The sequence below is a fragment of the Maridesulfovibrio sp. genome (genome assembly GCF_965230075.1).
Lineage (GTDB): Bacteria > Desulfobacterota > Desulfovibrionia > Desulfovibrionales > Desulfovibrionaceae > Maridesulfovibrio.
This window is the reverse complement of record NZ_OZ245945.1, coordinates 1,909,259-1,928,259: the sequence shown is the minus strand read 5'-3', so window position 1 is coordinate 1,928,259 and position 19,001 is coordinate 1,909,259. Positions and strand designations below refer to the sequence as shown.

The following is a 19,001-nucleotide window of genomic DNA, read 5'->3' as shown; positions in this document are numbered from 1 at the left end:
TTCACATCGAATTATTTTCAGACAAAACAAAACACCATGGAGTTATTATGTGTAAAAAGTTGCTTCTCTTTTCAATTGTAATTCTTTCCATCTTCTGCCTCAGCGGATGCTCTACCCGTACCGTGACACCCCCAACACCTTTATCTTCTTTCAATCCGACTCTTGGCTCGTTTAACGTTCGTGTCGTTCTCTTCCAGTTGAAAAAAAGCGGCAGCCCAGAACGAGTCGAAACCGGCTCACTTCCTATTGCGCAGAATATGATCCAGACGTTAGCCGGGATGGGCTATAAATATCAGCCTAACGGTGAAGTTGATTACCTTATTGAAGCCCGAGTTGGCTCCATTTCCCCGAAAGTTGCCGCCCATGGCGCACAGCAACAAGTCGGATTCAGCGATTCTCTGACCTATGGACCTTCATTCCGTAAATATCCGGTGATGGTGAATACCTGGTCACCTCAAATTGAACGCGCTAAAAGCGGCCCGAACACCTGTTTTCTGGTTGTGGAATTGCTTGTAGAAGAAAGTAAGGGACAGGCAGGAACAGTTATATACTCCGGCTCTCCTGACCCTATCGAAGTTCCTTACGAACTTGGCTGCCCGTTTGCCAAATGCGGTCAGGGCGTAAATCAGGGCCTCAGCGACTTTCTAAGCAAACGCTTTGCACCTTCCGGAAACTAACCTGACCTGCTATTCCAACGGATATTAAATATGAAAAGAATTATTACTCTTACTGTGTTGTTAATGGTTCTCGGTGGTTGTTCCTCTTGGCATAATGATAACTACCCCGACCCGGCTGTCGCCAAATCAGAATTCAAAAAAGACAGAAAAGAATGCGAGGAGCGTACAACAGAAAAGCTCCAAATGGGTAAAGGAGACAGATCAAGGACAATGACAACCAATAGTGCCAGATTTTCCGCTAATTACAGCAGAACCAAAGAATTTGACAAATGCATGAGGGCTCGGGGATGGGTTAAGAGATAGCCGTCTTACGTAATAATAAAACTTCTCCCTTGAATGAATAATTCCTTGAAGTTACACTACCCGCAAAATCACCACTCACCTTCCAACAGTCCAAGGAGATAAGATGACATCACGCAGCACCATGCAACTAGCTAGAATAACTACTATATTAATTTTAATTTTCGCAACCCTGATCTTTGCGCCCCCAGCAAAAGCGGCTGACATTTCCGGCTCCAATAAACTTAAAATTGCGGTAATTCCGGAACGTGGGGACCTAGACTTCTGGCACCTGTTGAAAAAAGGCGCTGTCAAAGCTGCGACCAATGATGGTAATGTCAAAATTTATTGGCTCACTCCCGCGGGGCTTGGAGACTTCAGGGAGCAAAAACTTGAAATAGATTGGTGCATCAACAACAAAATGGACGCCATTGTGATTTCCCCGGTACACAGCCTGAGAATGAAAGATTTCATCATTAAAGCTATGCGCAGAGGAATCCCGGTCATTCAGATGGTCTCAAAAGTCTTCGGTAATCAAAAAACCGGATATGTTCATTCTGAAAATTTCAAAGGCGGGAAAATGGCCGCAAAGTTCCTGCAAGACGAATTGAAGGATTCAGGAACAGTCGTATTAGGTTTGTTTGTCAGAGGTAACTCTCCTGTAAATAGCAGACTTGAAGGATTTAAGGCCCAGCTTAAGGAAACTGAATCAAAACTTAAAATCAGCAAAGCTATTTATGTTGGTGAAGAACTCAAGAAAGGCTCCTCCCAAATTCGCTTAGCCATGTATGGCAATGACAATCCAAACAAGAAAAAGACTATCAATGCTGTTGTCGGCTTTAATGAAAGCAGCAGTGAAATATTACTTAAGACACTGAGAGAATTAAATAAGCTTGACGGACTCAGCTTTGTTGCATTCAACCCTGACCCGGAAATGATTCAGGACATTAAGGAAGGCAGAATTGCAGCAGGTGTAGCGCAGGACCCATATGAAATAGGAAGAGTTGCGGTGACTCAAGCTGCAATGGCAGTCAGAGACGGCAAAATACCGCCGGAAACCATAATCGATGTACATCTGATCACCAAAGAGAATATAGATGATCTCAAAATTCAGGAAGTGTTGGGCTTGAAGGAACGGACCCAATAGGTAGCGTTTAAAACATATAGCCTAACTAAAACAGCGAGGGTGAAACAGTGCGTAACAAAATGCTGAAATGCATACTGCTTGTGACTGTAATATTAACATCTTTCATTATCGGCAGGCTCTCAACTCCAACACCGGCACAAAGTGGTCCCTGTCTTCTGGAAGCAAAAGTTGACAATATGGCCTTTGTTTATTGCCCCGGAACATATTCCATAAGAATCGGCGGCCTAGAAATTAAAGATTTAAAATTCAGCAACGTAAGTTTAGTCAACGACAGACATGGCGCCAAAAAAGTTATTATCCATGTAGACCGTCGATAATACTTATAGCCTCAAATCTTAAAATCCCCTTGCCAACCTCAACATGGCAAGGGGATTTTGATTTGAACAATGCTTTCTGATTAACTACCCCGGATTCTTAATCACATAGTCCAATCCGCCCCGAATAGCTGCAAGCTGACCTTCAACGCTTTCCTCGGCTGTCATCCAGTCTCCATCAGGATATACTTCGGTAGTCGTATGAAAGCGCGCATTTGTCAGTGTGCCGCTTAATCCCAACTCACGCATGGGGTAATAAATGACTCCATGAGACACCGCAGGCTTACCGAGAATCTTACCTTCCTCGTCTTTATCTGCAATACGGGTAACCTTCTCCACCGAGCGAATAACCGCTTCTTGAAAAGGAAGTTCCGGCCTTTCTTCATCTGCAACAAGATAAAATCCTTGCGGGATTTCCTCGATAGGAATATCTACCCCGTCACGAGCAGCCAACGCCGGACGAAAAACTGTCTTATCCCTGTCTGTTGTTTCATGCAGATCAATATGCACAGCTATCTCTCCGGGAATCGTCGCCGCAAACTGTTTCAATAACGTTGATTCTTCCGCTTTATTCTCAACACAAAAGGACCTGTTAGGATCGACTGCATGTGGATTCCAACGGTTGTTGGTTTCATATCCCCAAGGACTTACACACGGAACAACCACAAGGTTAAATTTATCCGCATACTCAAGTGCAGTGGTTTCAAGAAATTCAAGGGCTGCGTATATACCGCCGACTTCGTACCCGTGTACCCCGGCTGTGATTAGCGCTGTAGGTTTACCATCAACCCAGTTCTGTGAAAGAAGTGCATATATAGGATAACGTTCCGGATCATAGGAAAGCTGGCCGTATTTTTCTCTACGGTATGAATTAGACAACGCAAAAATTCTATCCAAAACATCGCGCTGGTAGTTCTTTTCTATGACAGCCTGTTCAAGCCACTGCTTTTTTTCTTCCGGACCCCATTTTGTTATTTTCATAATTCCCCCTGTATTTGCGAGCCATCCTCTTACTTATCATGCTGTAAATCAAGGAAAATAAGTTCATATTATGAGATCTGAAACTGAGTAATTACCCCCCTATTTCCTGTAACCCAAAATAGGCGAGCATTGCATTTAGTCAAGTACATACCTTTAGGTACAATACTTATCTTTCAACCAGCATGAAAAATATACCCCCTGACATTTCACTATGGCAGGGGGTATTTCAGTTTCTTCGTATGAAAAGGGTTATTTCATACTACGCTTGGAAGCCTTAAGGGGGTTGACCATCTTAGATTTGCCGGCAGTTACAGTCTTGATCAGGTGCTTGTTCTCTTCAAACAACTCAACGGTTTCAAATCCGTTTTCTTCCAGCAAATCCCAAAAGACACGGCGATCAACACCGTACCTGTTAATGTCTGCCTGCTTTTTATCAACCCGACTTTGATCGGTTAAATACAATCCTTTGTTATCTATGGCTAAAAGTTTCTTTTCTCCATCAAACTCCACTTCCTGAATAATCATATCCGCTGTTGTTCCAAATCTGTTTACTCCGTCAAGCATGGGAATTTCTCCTAATTTATAATTTGAACTAATTTATGAAATTGAATTTCAAACTCAATTACATTGGATAGTTTGAAATTGTCAAACGTAAAATACATAAAAAGCCCACCGAATTTATCCGGTGGGCCAACATATTAATAAACCACATGTTCTACGTGTGTCAGAGTTGGAGAATATGAAATTTCAATAATCCCCTCCCGACTTCCGCCCATAGCGTGCATAAACTCATCAAAAGCCACCCTACTAGCAAGTACAGCCCGTTTCCCTTCCAAATATCCGGGGTTAGTTCCTGTCAGCAGACACCCTTCAGTATCATCAACAGTATTCCCTTTATGGATTCTAACATACGATCGACCCGGCACACCTTTAACAGTCCATAGCTTACATTTCTTTGAAGGCGAATATTCTAGTCTCAAAGAATATCGTCCTGCTGGTATACACGAAACGTCCTGACAGTTTCCGCGCCAAGGCTCTTCAAGTGTCCAGCATATGGATTTCCCGTCCACCAGCAGCCCTCCAAGGGTTGCCTCATCGGTCGCTTCAAGACGTATCAATTCCACTTTCCGCATAATATCATCCTCAAAAAGTTAAAGTTAAACTTGAACAAAGTTCTTTACTCACTTCCAAGCTTATCTTCATATTGATGCTAAATGCGGTCAGCGCCCAGCTTGACAATGTCCCCCACTACGCAAAACGAGCAACATACTGCAATTTAAACACCTTATAGATATTCAATCTTAAGCTTGATTACGGGGAAAAGTTCATTGACAAGCCACAAAATAGAGGTATTTTATGAATAACCATTAAGCAATAATAAGTGTTCACTAAGCGATTTAGATAGGAGGTTTTATGGGAGTCTCATCAAAAATTTCAAAGCCAAGCTTCTGGATAACAGTGTTGGCTATTTTACTTTGCGCAATCCCAGTCTTTGCCGCAAATGCAACTCAACCAGCAACAACAACTACTGACCAGCAAGTATACGACCAAGCCCTTACCTTACTTTTTAAAACCTTCATTCTCGCCACCTTCATAGAAGTATCCTTCACCACCCTCTTCGACTGGAGATACTTCATCAAGCATACCTATAACAAAGGCTGGAAAACCCCCATCATCGTCATCACCCTGTTCATTTTCTGCAAATCTGCAGAGCTGAACATAGTTCAAAAGCTGGTCGCCATACTCTTTGGCGAAGGACACTCTGTGAATGCTAATATTGATTACTTCCTGACCTCCATGCTCTTAGCCGGAGGAAGCGGCAGTATGAATTCCCTCTTCGAAAAGCTTAAATTGCGTGATCCAAAACAGAGAGAAAAACGTTTTCTTGAGGCTCAGGGAGAAGACAATTTAAAAGCAGAAAATGAGCGTTTGAAAGAAGAAATCCGCCAACTTAAAGACGATTCGGAATCAACACCAGCAACACCCGACGGAGGTGCATAATGATTATGGATACCGCAACAATAATTATCTTCGCCATACGGGCTTCCATTAAAATCGGGGATGCCGGGTACAAGAGTTATGTGGATATTACCCGTAACCGGGAACTGGTGTTGCCGCTGCCTGATTTGCCAACTGAGATGACAAAAGCTGACGCTTGGTTATTTTTCTATGAAAATGACAAATGTCCAGGAGCAAAATTTGCGAGAAAAATTGAAGGAAGCGACATAAAGCCATGGCCGAGGGTCGTTAGGCTCGATAAAGAGCTAACTGATATGTCTGACGCCGAAAAAAAGGAATTAGTTGCCTTGGCCATACAAGCCCAGAATCAATTAATGCTCTGGGCAGGATCACAAACAGGAAAAGAGTATGACCCTAGCACTAGAGAAAGCACAGCAGCACTATACACAGTACAAGGTTGGGAAGACGGAACATCAGTTGCCACATCTCTCCAAAGAGTTGCCGGCTCACTGATAGAAGTTGGTATTGATTTCCTGCAATTGAACCCAAAACTTTTCAACACCAACACAACTGAAGGCAAACTAATTAAACATTTTATCAATGAACTTGATGAAATAGAATTCTCAACTAACTCCTTGGATAACCTACCGATTATCTTGTTTACTGCAACACTTGACACAGTCGGTGCAAATCCTCAAATTTTTGGAAACAATACAAACGTCCATCTACTAATCGGAAATTCAGCAAAAAAAGTTGCAACCCTTGTTAATGCTAAAAACAATGCAATCAATCAAAGCAGCAAAACCGAAACCATAAAAAGAAAAGAACGTTTTGAAATGGAAGCATGGGGGGAACTCATATTCCGTGGAATACTTGACGCAGCCGGACATACAGCCATATCGGATCCCGGAAGTTTCCTCGGCATACAAGGAGAAGGCAGCCAACTCCTAGCCCGGAAAGTAGGAGAAGATGTGTTGGATTTGATGATTGGGAATGACACCATTAAGTTCAAACCCATATTCAGCCAATCAGGGGCAGAAAGACTAACTAAAACAGCTCTTGAAGTGGTTAGCAAACACCCCAAATTAATAACCCAAACTGATGACAAGATAAACGGTTTGCTCTCCGAAATAGCCAAAGGAATAGCCGGCACTAATATGCCGTTATTTGACGATACAATGCTACCGGAAGTGGCTCGTATAGTATTAGAAAAAACAGGTGAAAATCTCGATTTGGTTTGGCCGGAAGCTCAAAATAAACCAGAAACAAACATCCTCTTTATTGCCACAAAAGCAACCCTAGAAGCTCTTTCAAACACCGACACTGGTTTAGCCCCAGAGAATACTTCACCTTATTGGAGACCGGACTTCACCCACACCGAAATGCTCATGGTTGTTGAAACTATTTGCGACGAAATTAAGAAGAACCCGTCTTGGATTTTTGCTTGGACTTCAGACAATTCTAAAAATCCCGACAATAAATACTATGAAAAAGCTTTAGCTATAGCTTTAGACCAGACAATTGCCTGTCTTAAATCCCGAAAAGCAGAAATTTCAGCCGAAACCTCTGCTCAAATAATAGCTGAAGTAATCAAAGGAATTGCCCTGCGCCAAGAGCTACTTACCGAAACAATATTCGAAGACCAAAGCCATAAAAATATCGCTGCAGCTGCAATTGATGCAATCTTATCCTCAATATTCGACTGCCCGGACGATTTGGTAAAATGGCGCCTTTGCCGGGATGAGATATTACAAGAAATAGTAGCTATTCTTATAGCTGAATTGACTGAATCAAATGCAGCACCCAAAGCAGTTGACGCCTTGAATGAAATTCTGACTGATTTCATCACTGAGATAAAAGACGGCGGCAAAATAGACCTTGTTAAATTGAAAAAAGATGCTAACCAAAAACTTCAAGACATAACTTAGGGGAAGAATATGCTAAATCGCAACAAACGTTCAAAAATAACATTTCTATTAATAATAATTTCAGTTTTTGCACTATGCGGATGCAAAACTGTACACAAACTAAGAACAGCACAGGAGACATTCAATAAGGCGGCCGAGCTGGACAATTTTAAAGCCCACAACAACCATTTTAACAATATTACTCCTGATAATTTTTCAGCAACACTAATAGAGACACAAAACACATCGAAAATACTATATTATGAAACATTGGAATCACTCAATAGCATTGGAGAATCAGGAGAGACTACATTAAAAAACAACAAATTATACGGCAACTACTTGATACTTAAGGGGTTAACTTTATGGAAACTTGGCAAAAATAAAGAAGCATATGAGACAATTGATCTAGCCCATGAAAATGCTGCGAATCTGACCAATCGTGATAAAAACATACTTGAGATTATGCCCAGCATAATTGCGTTAAACGAAGCCAAACAATATTATACAAACTCATCAGAAGACTTTGATAAAAACTGCTACAACCTTAAAAAAACAGATAACATTTTATCAGAACAGAACATAAAAACTCTTAATAATGCAATAGAAGATCCAAAAACCCAATTACCTCTAAAAATATATGCGACAGAGTGCAAACTACTTACGCACTTTTATCTATACAAAGGTTATAAGTACGCCTTAAAAGGCACTCAAAAAAATTGCACAGCAAAATACACCGGAAGATATAACAATGCCACGGCAACAGCAAAACAGGCAATATCGAATCTTGAAACAATAACCAAGAACAGCACTGAAGCCCAAGAGGTAATAAAATTTTGGAAAAATAAATTTGAACTAAATCAATAACCCCCAACTCCCCGCCCTTCAAACCGAAAGGCGGGGAGTTTCATTCAAGCTTTCACTCTGAACAAAACCAGAGTTGCAATAAAGATAAAAATACCGGCCACTCCAAATAGACTCTGCATACCATCCACGTAAGCCATCACCCTTATCCCGCTACCCCACAGAAAAATAGTGAATGAAGTCAGGATCAACATACTCCATGCGCATATAGGATTATCTGCAGCAAAGAAGTTTTGTAGTCTCGGCAAACCGTATCGGAAGAGCAGCCAAATCAACCACGTCAGAAAAGCTCCTCCCAGCAGGAAAACCCACCATGGGGATAGGTGAAGACCTTGATTGAATCGCCCCACATCACCGTAGTCAGCAAAGGCACGCATGTAGATGTATGCGACAAGCTCCATCAGGTTGACCACTGCAAGCCAGAAAGCAATATGATACGCCCACTTCCCCCGTAATCGGCCTCTATTCATCAGGAACAAACATATCCCGGTCACAATTGAGTGCATTACCAGTGGGCTGAATCCTATGGCCGCTGCATGCCAATCGTTTCCTTCGGCAAAAATACGCGTATAGTTCACTCCTTCATCCCAGCCGGTCATCATGATCGGATTGCCCCAGACTATCCCCAGAGGGCTTTTCATCTCGCCCAACAGATAAGCCATGGTGCTGTGCGTGAATTCATGCACGACAACCATGCAGGATTGCAAGGCCAGAATGCTTAAAACGGTTATGCCCAGATAACGAACGGTCTGTGTGTATTGGTGGGAGTTTTCCATTACTTCATAATACGCAATCCATCTAAGAGGGCAACAAAAAGCCCGGCATTTCATTCCGAAATACCGGGCTATTTAAATTTATCCGCAACTAACTCTACCACTCAACACGCCTGACCCGTGCTTCCCCACGCTCAATAGTGCGCTGATACTTAACAGCAGGCTTGCCGAAGAGCATTGCATAACCAAGCTCATGGTCTTCGGGAATACCAAGCCGTTCTTTCAAGTCCGGAAGGATGGACTCAATTACACGCTTAAGTATCCCGTTCCAGAGAGTACCAATTTTCATGGACTGAGCCATAAGCTCAAAATAGGAAAGAAAGATCGTCATATCCGCAACTCGGCTGGGTGCGCTTTGCGGTGCGGACACAACTACAAAATGAGGCGCATCACGGAAAAGCACATCAATATTGCTTTCCTTCATCTGCTGGCAGACCATCTTGAACAAATTCACTACATAAGGAATCTCTGAAGTCCCCTTCTCAAGGGCATCTTCAAGGCGATCGTAAACTTCATCACGAAATTTCTTTACCGACTCAGGATCATCCATAAGGGTGATATGCACGCAACGCGAGTTGACACCTGTGGGAGCATGCCATGCAACATCAAGCAATTTCTGAATTCTTTCAGGCTCCAGCGGTTCCGCCTTGTAAGCACGAATTGAGCGGCGTCCTTTAATCAATGTAGCTACCATGTCCTCATCTGCGAGACTCCCTTTAAGCGGAATGGAATCTTCCGGAGAATTACCCAGAATGGAGATTGCCCCAGTGGGACAGATTGCAAGACAGTGCTGACACTGAAAACATTTCTGTTCATCAGTAACCCGTGGAAACTCATCCAGTTCAATGAGTCCGTAAAAACAGTCCTGAGCGCAGAGGCCGCATTTAACACAAAGCTCTTCATTTACCGAAAAGTTCAACATGTCTACCCCACAGAATTAACTGGTTACATTTGGATAACTGAAATAGAGGCGCCCTGCCCTTCCCGATCTGACAAAGAGATAGGCTGAGTCTCAATTGCTGGCGGACGACAATTACTTCTAAAACAAATACCCTTTACCCAGCTGCCAGTGATCTCAGCCATGACAAAGGATGAATCTTCAAGATCTATAACTTCATATATCCGACACTCAAGAGCCAGCGGCGCATCTTCGAGCAAGGGAACATTTCCAAGGTTCCCATAAAAGCTGACACAACGACAATCGGTGCATCCACCTTTTTCCGAAAGACTGGGCAGCAGATTAAGACAACTCAAAATTTTACCGGAAAAAAGATTCAGGCTGAATTTGCCCTCTTCCAGAACTTGGGCATGTAGTTCGCTGCCTTTTTTAATCTCAATTGCGGCAAGGGATAACTTGTTGTTAATACGGGGGTCCGCAATCAAGGGGAGGTAATCAGGGCGGCCATCAACATGGCCGCCAAGTAGTGTATGAGAAATTCCCATTTAGAATCACCAATTATTCCATAAATTTCTTACCAATCTTAAATCCACGACCTAGGACATCGCCAAGAGCCAGATAATCAAGGCTGCTGTGATCGTAGATAAAAGGATTAACCTTGTTAATCATAGGCTTGCCCTTCTCATCAAGAATGCTCTCATCAGCCTTGATGCCGACAATTTCACCCACAAACTGGGTATGCAGCCCCAATTCGATTGTCTGGGCAACCTTACATTCAAAAACAAAGGGGAACTCATCCACGTATGGTGCATCCACTACATCAGAGCGTACCGGGTTAAGACCGGAAACAGCAAATTTATCCGCATCCTTACCGCTGGCCATGCCAAAATAATCCGCTTCAGCAGCATGCTCTACGGACGGGATGGAAACAGTATAAGCTCCGCGTTCCATAATGGAGCCATAAGTATAAGTAGCCTTGCGCAGTGAGATGGTCAGCATGGGAGGTGCAGAGTTGCAAATGCCGCCCCAGGCAATGGTCATAACGTTGGGCTTATCGTCTTTATCGTAGCTACCGACGCACCAAACAGGAGTCGGCATAGCAATGGTATTAGGCTTAAGAGATTTCTTCATTTAATCCTCCTTAGGATTTTTCAGCCAGACGCGCTTTTATCTCAGTAACAGTTTCACCACCCATACCAAGGCTGTTATCAGCGTATTCCTGAATAAGAACAGTCATAAACTGGGAAGGAGTACCTGTTACTTCGGAAGCTGTTTCTGTAAGCTTTTTAATCAATTCTTCTTTCTTTTCATCGGGAAGTTCAGCTCCCGCATAAGTAATAACCGGCATTGCTATTCTCCTGTTTTTTCAAGCATAGTCCAGAACTTTATTTCAACTCCGGCTTCAGTGACCCCGGCGACGGCATCATAAACCTTACGAATTGGTTCACTGTCCATATGCATACGATATGATGCTTCAGAACTGAAATGACCATAAAACAAAAATACTGCAGGATCATCTTTGTCTTGATGCAAATTGTAAATAAGCAGACCTTCCTGCCCGACACATTCGCGCACTCCCGTTTCAAGGACTTCCTTGAGCTCGCCCTCTTTTCCGGGCTGAGCTTTTAAACGGGCAGTCAGAATAAAATTATCCCTACAAAACATGATATTAACCTTTAAAAGTATCCTTGTGGACACGTTCAGCTTTAAAGCGATTCACAGCCTTGTGTGCTTTTTTAGGATGTCCGAGCACAACCAGTGCCATGGGTACAATGTTATTAGGCAAGTTTACCAACTCCCTGAATTTTTCAACCCGGTCTGTCATGGGATAAATTCCGGTCCAAACAGCGCCAAGTCCCATGGCGTGGGCAGCAAGCAAAACATTCTGAGTGGCTGCGGAAACATCCTCAATCCAGTAGCCGCCGAATTTATCACGATTCAGATCACCGCAAACAAGGATGGAAACCGGGGACTTGGCAGCATATCCGGCATACTTGTTGATGCCTTTAACCTGAGAAAGGATAGCTTTGTCGCGGATAACAACAAATTCCCAAGGCTGCTCGTTTCCTGCACTGGGAGCACTCATGGCTGCGCCGAGAATTTCATTAATCTGACCTTCACTGACATCCTTGGAAGTATAAGAACGGACACTGCGGCGAGTACGTATTGCGGTCATGGCGTCCATGGAAGTAGGAGTCCACCATTTCTTCGCTGTATCAGCCGCCTTCGTGGGCAAGGCTGAAAGAATGGATCCGCTTGCAGCAAGTGCAGCAAATAACTTCATAGCCGAACGTCTGGATTGCTTTTTCATTTCTACTTTCCTTTTATATGAGTGGGTTAATTATCACTTAATTAGGAAGGGCTTTCGGGTTCACCCTCTTTCATTGCTAATTATATAGTCAAAGGAGTCAGCACCCCACATCCACAGGAAAGATGAACATACAACCGTAACATCCACGACATTTGTCGTAGAAATTACAGGTTAATATTCGATCCCCTCTCATGTGAAAAACATGCTTGAATGCACATATGAAGATTAACTGTTGCGATTGTTTCTGGACTTGCTATTCTTGCATTGAAATGGAGAATAAGATGAGGATCAACTTTAAATATTTGCTAAAAAATATATTCCTGCTCTGTGCGATTTGTATGATTCCCGAACCGATACTGCACGCCAAAGAAGCTCCTATGATCATTACATACAGTGATTTCTGGCCACTTTTCAAAACTGAACAGAACGGGACTATGTCCGGTATATTTTATGAAATTGTATCGGAAGCCATGACAAGAATAGACGTAAAGATTAAATGGGAATCTTACCCTTGGGCTAGGTGCCAGAACTACGTGAAAACAGGAAAGGCCGATGGAATAATGACTGTCCCTACAAATGAAAGAGCTGAGTACACCGTAACCCACCCAACCCCTTTCTACCATCAGCATCTCCAGCTATTCACCTATAAAGACAATAGCAAAGAAAAATTCATAGATATGGTGAAAACGCCGGAGGACATACAAAGAGCAGAACTGTCAGTAATTACCTATGTCGGGAATGGATGGAACAAAGACAACATTCAATCCTTGGGCATCATAACACATGAAGCCTCGAACCCTGAGACTATATGGCCTATGCTGTCACACAAAAGAGGCGATATAGTTATTGAATGGCCCATTGCGGCATGGCTGGAAATCAAAAGCCTAAATCTCTCACAAAAAATAGTGCAAACAAATGGGACTGTCGACTCCATACCTTTCCATCTGCTATTCAGCAAGAAAAGCAACTATATCAAAATACTACCCAGATTCGAAAAAGCTATTCAAGAAATGAAAAATGATGGGACAATAAAGAGCATAATCAAAAAGTATAAGCAGTTAGTACTGAAAAACAAGTGATCCGCTATGACAACACATCATAGCGGATCACAAATATTCTTAAGAATCTAAAAGCTTAAAGCGATGCAATACCCTCACGAAGAGCGTAAAGAGTAGCTTCAACACGGTTGGCCAAATGCAGCTTGGAAAGAATGCTGGTCATATGAGTACGCACTGTGGCTTCACTGACGAACATTTCCGCGGCAATGATCTTGTTGCTCTTACCCTTGGCTACCAGCTTGAGAGTATCCAGCTCACGCGGTGTAAGCGGATCAGGTGTGGGAGTTGTGGATTCCTCACCGGGCTGGGAAAGTTCGGAAAGAACTTTGCGGGCAATATCTGGAGCAAGGGAAGGTTCACCGCGATGCACCCGGCGGATGGCTTCAAGCAATTCATCCGGGGTGGAATCCTTGAGCAGATAGCCCATAGCACCGGCTTTAATTGCCGGAAAAAGCTTATCATCAGTAGCAAAGCTGGTCAGGGCAATGATCCGTCCCGGAAGCTTGCGGTCCCGTATTTCGCGGATAGCCTGAATCCCGTCCATAACCGGCATAAGCATATCCATAAGGATAATATCCGGAAAAAGTTCAGCGGTCATCTCCACAGCTTCCTGACCGTTGGCAGCCTCACCGACTACCTCTATATCGTCAAAACTGGTCAGAAAACTACGCACGCCAATACGTACTATATCATGGTCATCAACCAACAAAACTTTAATCACATTACTCATCTCCGCCTCCGCTTCCTTCTACATCAAAAACTTTCACAGTCAGCACAGTCCCTTTTCCGGGATCGCTGTTTATATCAAGATCGGCATTAATCCGCTCTGCTCGTTCACGAATACCGCGTAGTCCCATACCGCCAGTGGGCAATGTTGCGAGATCAAACCCCTGCCCATCATCAATGATCTGGACAATTGCCTCACCTTCAGCAAAATCGACTTTCACAGTAACAGATTCCGCCTTGGAATGCTTAGTGGAATTGTTCAAGGCCTCAATGGCAATACGGAAAAGCTCCTCTTCCACGCGCAGAGGCAGACGTCTCTCGTCTCCCTCCACAAAAAGGTCAGCACCAAGACCGGAACGGATTTCCACGGAATTCAAGCGGGCCTGAATGGCCCCCACCAGTCCTTCACTTTCCAGTTCCGGCGGATGCAAATCAAAAATAAGAGAACGCATATCACGCATACCCTGCTGAGCCATACCCTGCAAAGCCTTTAGCTGTTCAATGGCTGCATCTCCCTTGCCGGATTCAAGTGAACGGACTGCAGCATCGGAACAGAAAGTAATGGCGTAAAGGGCCTGAGTAACTGAATCGTGCAGTTCACGAGCCAAGCGCTGACGCTCACCCTGCACAACAAGTTTTTCGCTCTGCTCAAACATGCGGCTGTTACGCAAAGCCAGAACAGCCTGCGCCGCAAACATTTCCATGATGCGCTTATCTGCATGGTCAAAACCGCCGCTCTTATTGGAAACCATGAGCAAGCCAAGCTTTTTATCACCTTCCAGCAGGGGGACAATGATCAGGGTACGAACTTCGTCACTACGCTCGGCTTCAGGTATTTCGCTCTGGGCATCACGGACAATTGCAGTTTCACCAACCTGAAAAACACTACCGTAATAGGTGGAGTCTACGGGGTAGAATTCCATGGGAGGACTAGGTGCTCCGGCGCCGCATACATAATGCAGAGAATCGCCCTCAAGAAGCATCAGAGCACTCCCCATCCCGTTAACAATAGTCCGGGCCTCGTCGGCAATAAGGCTAAGCACAGTGCCATTCTTGCCTTCAGGACTCTGCAAGAGGACGTTAGCCACCCGGCGTAAACTTTCACTCTCCATGAGCTGACGCTTGGTTTGACGGGCAGCTGCGGCACTTTCAATGGCAACTGCCACAGTATTCAAAATACCGCCGATTAGTTCAGTGATGGCATCGTCAAAAGTAAATCCGGGCTGGTCCGAAGAAACAAGAGCAACCCCGACCATGCGATCACTGTTAGTGATATGAAAAAGAGAAGCACTACCGGAGCGAACAGCCTCAGGAAGAATATCAGCAAAAGACAAGCTGGCTTTGTTGGATGAACAAAATCCGTAACTCTTACCATCCACACCGCTAAGAGCATTGCCGGATGGACAAAGTCTTAAGCCCTGCAAAGCACTCTGGCATTCCTTGGAACCGTAACCATATCCGGCACAAGGAGCGAGTCCGCCTGTTTCCGGGTCGACCAGAAAAATAGTGCAGCAGCCCTCGCCCACAGTCCCGGCCAGAACCTCTGCAAGTCTGGTCAAGACCTCATCCGGATCAAGGGCACTGGTTACTGTCCGCGAAGCTTCCAACAAAAGCTTATTGCGCACATGTTCCGCATTCAAACGCGAAAGCAGCATCCCGGAATAGCGGTCAGTGGTCAGGGTCAGGACTTGAGCAAAGTAGTCCTCAAGCTCCCGCAAGAATTCAAGGAACGCATCCTGATCTTTGTAGAATTCCATTCCTGCGGCAATAAAGGATTGCTTAGCAAGCAAGGTTCCTTCAACCACATCACGGATACCCACGCCGCGATCCAGCTTAATTCCGGCGCAGCTCTTGAAATAATTTTCCAAGGGAACAAGATCACCACGGGTAAAGCATTCAAGGTTCATGTTCACGCCGTAAGTGGCGATCCTCTTACATTCCTCAAATTCCATACTCGCATACCAGCGGGGCTGATGCTCTATCAACAACTTGGCATGCCTGCCTGCAACAAAATCTATCTTTCCAAGCAGGTAAGCACCAATTTCTTTTAATCTATCATTCTTCATATCTTTAATCTTCGCCCTCAACCGCTCTCCCGGTCAGGCCCTGAAATTCAATTCTTAATTCATCTGCTAGCATAGTCAAACGATCGGGAGATCAGATAAAAGGATGATTACCTTGATTTTCAACAATGTTTAAGTTTTACTGACTCGCCTAAACTTAAAGTATCACTTCAAAAAAGGAATAAATAATGGAAAATAAAACTGTTCTGATTACCGGCGGCAACAAAGGGATCGGCCTTGAGCTGACAGAAATGTTCATTGCAGACGGAGCCAACGTAATTGTCGCGGCCCGCGATTTCTCTAACTTCAAGTATAACCAGCACCCGCAGGTTAGGACGGAAACCTATGACTTCACCAACGTAGCAGGAATTCCGGATTTCATTGAAAGCCTGCCCGCAATTGATGTGCTCATCAATAATGCAGGGGTTATGTTTGCTACTCCGTATGATGAATACACTGCAGAAGATGTTGACAGAGTCCTCAAGATCAATATCGAAGCTCCGGTGGCCCTGATTACCGCAGTATCCAAATCAATGAAAGACAACAAGTATGGTCGGATCGTCAACAACGCATCCATTGCCGGACAGATCGGCCATCCTGACGTCTGGTACGGTATCACCAAAGCCGGAGTAATCAACATGACCAAGAGCTTTGCCAAGCTCCTAGGACCTCACGGAATTGTAATCAATGTTGTAGCCCCCGGCCCCATTGAAACCGACATGCTGCACACAATTCCCCAAGCCCGCCGTGATGCGGTCAAAGCTGCGGTCTACACCGGACGTTTCGGCAAACCCGAAGAAGTTGCTTCCGCCATGCACTGGCTGGCAACAGACTGCCCTGAATACATCAACGGCACCTGCATTGATATCAACAACGGCTCCTTCCCCAGATAATTAAAAATCCGGGGAGATTTAACAATCTCCCCGGAGCTATTCAATCTAAATTCGAATCTTCATAAGCACCACTTCCGGTCTGGCAGTCGTCCGTAGTGGCGGTCCCCAGATTCCGACCCCGCAACTGACGTAATACATGGTGTCTCCCTTCTGGTAAGTCCCGTATTCTTCTTCATAAATACGCTTCACTACCAGATTAAATGGGAACAACTGCCCATTATGGGTATGCCCGGAAACCTGCAATGCCACATTGTTCTGCTCAGCTTCTTCAAGCTCATGCGGAGTATGGTCCATAAGAATAATCGGCAGCTTATTGCCTTCGGGGATTACATTTCTTAACGCAGCGCGGGTGAGCCCCGCACCGCGTATGTTTGCAAAATCATTGCGCCCCACCAGCAAAAACCGGTCATCAACCACAGTAGAGCTGTCAGCCAGTACTTTCACGTCCTGCTCTTCCAGCATACGCCGGGACCAGCCGTTGCCGAGGTAATACTCATGATTACCCAGCACGGCAAACTTGCCGAGGGGAGCCTTAATCCGGGCCAGCTCTTCCACCGCCCCGGTCAATTCACTATCATGATCATCCAAGACATCACCGACCATAAGCACAATGTCCGGGTTCAATGAATTGACCATATTTACCACCGCGCCGACACGGTCACGGGTCATCAGCTTCCCGGCATGCAGGTCAGAGAACATCACCACACGGTATTCTTTGGCATCCTTACTGCCCTTGGAAAGATTAAAATCAATTTCCTTAACCGTCGGGGAGGTGGCGTTAATATATCCGCCTACGGTCATCACAATTGATATCAGACAAAGCACACCAAAAATCTTCAGCCGCGGAACCTTAATCCCATTACCAAGAATCTTCACACCCCAACGGATCGGCTCAAAACAAAGCCCTACCGGGACCATACAGGCAATGATAGCAGCCCAACTGTAACCTGCCCCCTGCATAAAAATTTTGAGCAGGTACGGCAGGTGCTCTGGGAAGAAAACCGTAATCGGCATAACCAGAGTCATCAAATCTGTAGCGACAAGCACAGCGCGCTTGATCTTGGGGTTATCAACCAGCAATCTGCAAATCCAAAGCCGGATGTACAAATAAAACAGTATATAAGTAATTGTAGCTCTTACATAAAAAGACATATTCAACCTGATGGATTAAAATTTATATTTTTAGATTAAACCAACTTTATACTAAGTATAGGCTGCTGTAAAAACATCAGACTTTGCTCGTATTCATACAAGAAAGGCTGCACCGTTACGGTGCAGCCTTTCATAATCAACTTTAGCAGATGGTGCTTTATCGACGATCTGGATTAGACATCCAGCACGTCAGACATATCATAAAGCTTGCCGGGTTTCTGGCCTGCAAGCCAACTTGCGGCACGCAGGGCGCCCTGTGCGAAAGTTTCACGGGAATGAGCACGGTGAGTAACTTCAATGCGTTCGCCGGGTCCGAGGAAGTATGCAGTATGGTCGCCCACAACGTCACCGCCGCGAACTGCCATTACGCCAAGTTCATCCTTGGTTCTTGCACCGATGATACCGTCACGGGAATGCTTTTTAACTTCGTCATAAACAAGACCGCGTGCTTCTGCCATGCACTGGGCCAGCTTAAGAGCAGTTCCGCTGGGGGAGTCAACTTTCTTGTTATGATGAATTTCAGTCATTTCCATATCATAAGCATCCCCAAGCATACGAACCAGTTCGGGCAGAACCTTCAGCAGCACGTTCACGCCCACGCTCATGTTCGGAGCGAGGAAGACAGGAACTTTCTTGGCGAATTCTTCCACCTGCGCAATCTCTTCATTTGTCATGCCGGTGGTACCGATAACAACCGGGTTGCCGGTAACAGCAGCGATTTCCAGAAGTTTCAAGGTCGCTGCAGGAGCGGTAAAGTCTACCACAACAGCACCCGGAACTTTGGTCAGTACTTCCTGAGCATCAGTGCCGCAAACACAGCCCAGAGAATCAAGGCCTTCTTCGCAGCCGGAACGTTCCATGACTGCTGCAAGGTTCAGATCTTCGCTCTGCTGTACGCAGCGAACCAGTGTGTCGCCCATGCGACCCTTCGCTCCAATAATTACTACATCAGTCATAGTTGGCTCCTTTTGCCTTCGGCGACCCTGCCGGGGGCCTTAA

Annotated in this window: 22 protein-coding genes; 8 read left to right on the top strand and 14 right to left on the bottom strand. The window is 44.8% G+C overall.

Annotated elements, in window-relative coordinates; all coding sequences use genetic code 11:
* The first annotated feature begins 47 nt into the window (after nt 1–47).
* The 3 genes from ACO05Z_RS08760 (at nt 48) to ACO05Z_RS08750 (ending at nt 2,103) form a co-directional block, all read left to right on the top strand.
* Nucleotides 48–677 carry a hypothetical protein gene (locus ACO05Z_RS08760; RefSeq protein ID WP_421901797.1) on the top strand — a complete coding sequence of 210 codons (630 nt, stop codon included), beginning with the start codon at nt 48–50 and terminating at the stop codon, nt 675–677.
* A 30-nt stretch (nt 678–707) separates the two neighbouring features.
* Complete coding sequence (locus ACO05Z_RS08755; RefSeq protein ID WP_421901796.1) at nt 708–980, top strand: hypothetical protein; 273 nt, start codon at nt 708–710, stop codon at nt 978–980.
* 103 nt (nt 981–1,083) lie between these two features.
* Nucleotides 1,084–2,103 carry a substrate-binding domain-containing protein gene (locus ACO05Z_RS08750; protein WP_421901795.1) on the top strand — a complete coding sequence of 340 codons (1,020 nt, stop codon included), beginning with the start codon at nt 1,084–1,086 and terminating at the stop codon, nt 2,101–2,103.
* A 401-nt stretch (nt 2,104–2,504) separates the two neighbouring features.
* On the opposite strand, the gene ACO05Z_RS08745 is transcribed toward ACO05Z_RS08750, so the two are convergent.
* From ACO05Z_RS08745 to ACO05Z_RS08735, 3 genes are all read right to left on the bottom strand, one after another.
* The gene (locus tag ACO05Z_RS08745; RefSeq protein WP_421901794.1) at nt 2,505–3,398 is read right to left on the bottom strand and encodes a M14 family metallopeptidase; all 894 of its coding nucleotides are present in this window, start codon (nt 3,396–3,398) and stop codon (nt 2,505–2,507) included.
* Nucleotides 3,399–3,647: 249 nt separating this feature from the next.
* Entirely contained in the window at nt 3,648–3,962 is a 315-nt protein-coding gene (locus ACO05Z_RS08740; protein WP_421901793.1) for a hypothetical protein, read from the bottom strand.
* A gap of 134 nt (nt 3,963–4,096) precedes the next feature.
* Nucleotides 4,097–4,531: a DUF5675 family protein gene (locus ACO05Z_RS08735; protein ID WP_421901792.1), complete on the bottom strand. Its 435-nt coding sequence runs from the start codon at nt 4,529–4,531 to the stop codon at nt 4,097–4,099.
* Nucleotides 4,532–4,811: 280 nt separating this feature from the next.
* On the opposite strand from ACO05Z_RS08735, the gene ACO05Z_RS08730 reads away from it, so the two are divergent.
* Genes ACO05Z_RS08730 through ACO05Z_RS08720 form a run of 3 tightly spaced genes read left to right on the top strand, consistent with a single transcriptional unit; the run spans nt 4,812 to nt 8,131 of the window.
* Nucleotides 4,812–5,399: a hypothetical protein gene (locus ACO05Z_RS08730; protein ID WP_421901791.1), complete on the top strand. Its 588-nt coding sequence runs from the start codon at nt 4,812–4,814 to the stop codon at nt 5,397–5,399.
* Nucleotides 5,399–7,285, top strand: coding sequence for a hypothetical protein (locus ACO05Z_RS08725; protein ID WP_421901790.1), 1,887 nt, complete (start codon nt 5,399–5,401; stop codon nt 7,283–7,285). The genes ACO05Z_RS08730 and ACO05Z_RS08725 overlap by 1 nt, the downstream gene beginning before the upstream one ends.
* Before the next feature lie 9 nt (nt 7,286–7,294).
* Complete coding sequence (locus ACO05Z_RS08720) at nt 7,295–8,131, top strand: hypothetical protein (protein ID WP_421901789.1); 837 nt, start codon at nt 7,295–7,297, stop codon at nt 8,129–8,131.
* 44 nt (nt 8,132–8,175) lie between these two features.
* Here ACO05Z_RS08720 and ACO05Z_RS08715 read toward each other — a convergent pair whose 3' ends face one another.
* The 7 genes from ACO05Z_RS08715 to ACO05Z_RS08685 form a co-directional block, all read right to left on the bottom strand.
* Nucleotides 8,176–8,904 carry a hypothetical protein gene (locus tag ACO05Z_RS08715; protein WP_421901787.1) on the bottom strand — a complete coding sequence of 243 codons (729 nt, stop codon included), beginning with the start codon at nt 8,902–8,904 and terminating at the stop codon, nt 8,176–8,178.
* A 94-nt stretch (nt 8,905–8,998) separates the two neighbouring features.
* Nucleotides 8,999–9,823, bottom strand: a complete 825-nt coding sequence (locus ACO05Z_RS08710) for a nitroreductase family protein (protein ID WP_421901786.1) — start codon at nt 9,821–9,823, stop codon at nt 8,999–9,001.
* Between the two features lie 23 nt (nt 9,824–9,846).
* The gene (locus tag ACO05Z_RS08705) at nt 9,847–10,344 is read right to left on the bottom strand and encodes a flavin reductase (RefSeq protein WP_421901784.1); all 498 of its coding nucleotides are present in this window, start codon (nt 10,342–10,344) and stop codon (nt 9,847–9,849) included.
* Nucleotides 10,345–10,357: 13 nt separating this feature from the next.
* Complete coding sequence (locus ACO05Z_RS08700) at nt 10,358–10,930, bottom strand: flavin reductase family protein (RefSeq protein WP_421901783.1); 573 nt, start codon at nt 10,928–10,930, stop codon at nt 10,358–10,360.
* A 10-nt stretch (nt 10,931–10,940) separates the two neighbouring features.
* A complete protein-coding gene (gene dmpI / locus ACO05Z_RS08695) occupies nt 10,941–11,147 on the bottom strand; it encodes a 4-oxalocrotonate tautomerase DmpI (protein ID WP_421901782.1) in 207 nt (68 codons plus the stop codon).
* Nucleotides 11,148–11,149: 2 nt separating this feature from the next.
* Entirely contained in the window at nt 11,150–11,464 is a 315-nt protein-coding gene (locus ACO05Z_RS08690; protein ID WP_421901781.1) for a putative quinol monooxygenase, read from the bottom strand.
* Between the two features lie 4 nt (nt 11,465–11,468).
* Complete coding sequence (locus ACO05Z_RS08685) at nt 11,469–12,110, bottom strand: nitroreductase family protein (protein WP_421901780.1); 642 nt, start codon at nt 12,108–12,110, stop codon at nt 11,469–11,471.
* Between the two features lie 281 nt (nt 12,111–12,391).
* Between ACO05Z_RS08685 and ACO05Z_RS08680 the strand changes: the two genes are divergently transcribed.
* Nucleotides 12,392–13,189, top strand: a complete 798-nt coding sequence (locus ACO05Z_RS08680; protein WP_421901779.1) for a substrate-binding periplasmic protein — start codon at nt 12,392–12,394, stop codon at nt 13,187–13,189.
* Nucleotides 13,190–13,244: 55 nt separating this feature from the next.
* Here ACO05Z_RS08680 and ACO05Z_RS08675 read toward each other — a convergent pair whose 3' ends face one another.
* Both ACO05Z_RS08675 and ACO05Z_RS08670 read right to left on the bottom strand, forming a co-directional pair.
* Nucleotides 13,245–13,898, bottom strand: coding sequence for a response regulator (locus ACO05Z_RS08675; protein WP_421901778.1), 654 nt, complete (start codon nt 13,896–13,898; stop codon nt 13,245–13,247).
* Nucleotides 13,891–15,960 (bottom strand): GAF domain-containing protein, encoded by a 2,070-nt coding sequence (locus ACO05Z_RS08670; protein WP_421901777.1) that lies wholly within the window; start codon nt 15,958–15,960, stop codon nt 13,891–13,893. The genes ACO05Z_RS08675 and ACO05Z_RS08670 overlap by 8 nt, the downstream gene beginning before the upstream one ends.
* 185 nt (nt 15,961–16,145) lie before the next feature.
* On the opposite strand from ACO05Z_RS08670, the gene ACO05Z_RS08665 reads away from it, so the two are divergent.
* A complete protein-coding gene (locus tag ACO05Z_RS08665) occupies nt 16,146–16,850 on the top strand; it encodes an SDR family NAD(P)-dependent oxidoreductase (RefSeq protein WP_421901776.1) in 705 nt (234 codons plus the stop codon).
* Between the two features lie 45 nt (nt 16,851–16,895).
* Here the strand turns inward: ACO05Z_RS08665 and ACO05Z_RS08660 are convergent, their stop codons facing one another.
* Together ACO05Z_RS08660 and dapB are read right to left on the bottom strand one after the other, a co-directional pair.
* Nucleotides 16,896–17,930 carry a metallophosphoesterase gene (locus tag ACO05Z_RS08660; RefSeq protein ID WP_421901775.1) on the bottom strand — a complete coding sequence of 345 codons (1,035 nt, stop codon included), beginning with the start codon at nt 17,928–17,930 and terminating at the stop codon, nt 16,896–16,898.
* 245 nt (nt 17,931–18,175) lie between these two features.
* Nucleotides 18,176–18,958: a 4-hydroxy-tetrahydrodipicolinate reductase gene (gene dapB / locus ACO05Z_RS08655; RefSeq protein WP_421901774.1), complete on the bottom strand. Its 783-nt coding sequence runs from the start codon at nt 18,956–18,958 to the stop codon at nt 18,176–18,178.
* Nucleotides 18,959–19,001: the final 43 nt, after the last annotated feature.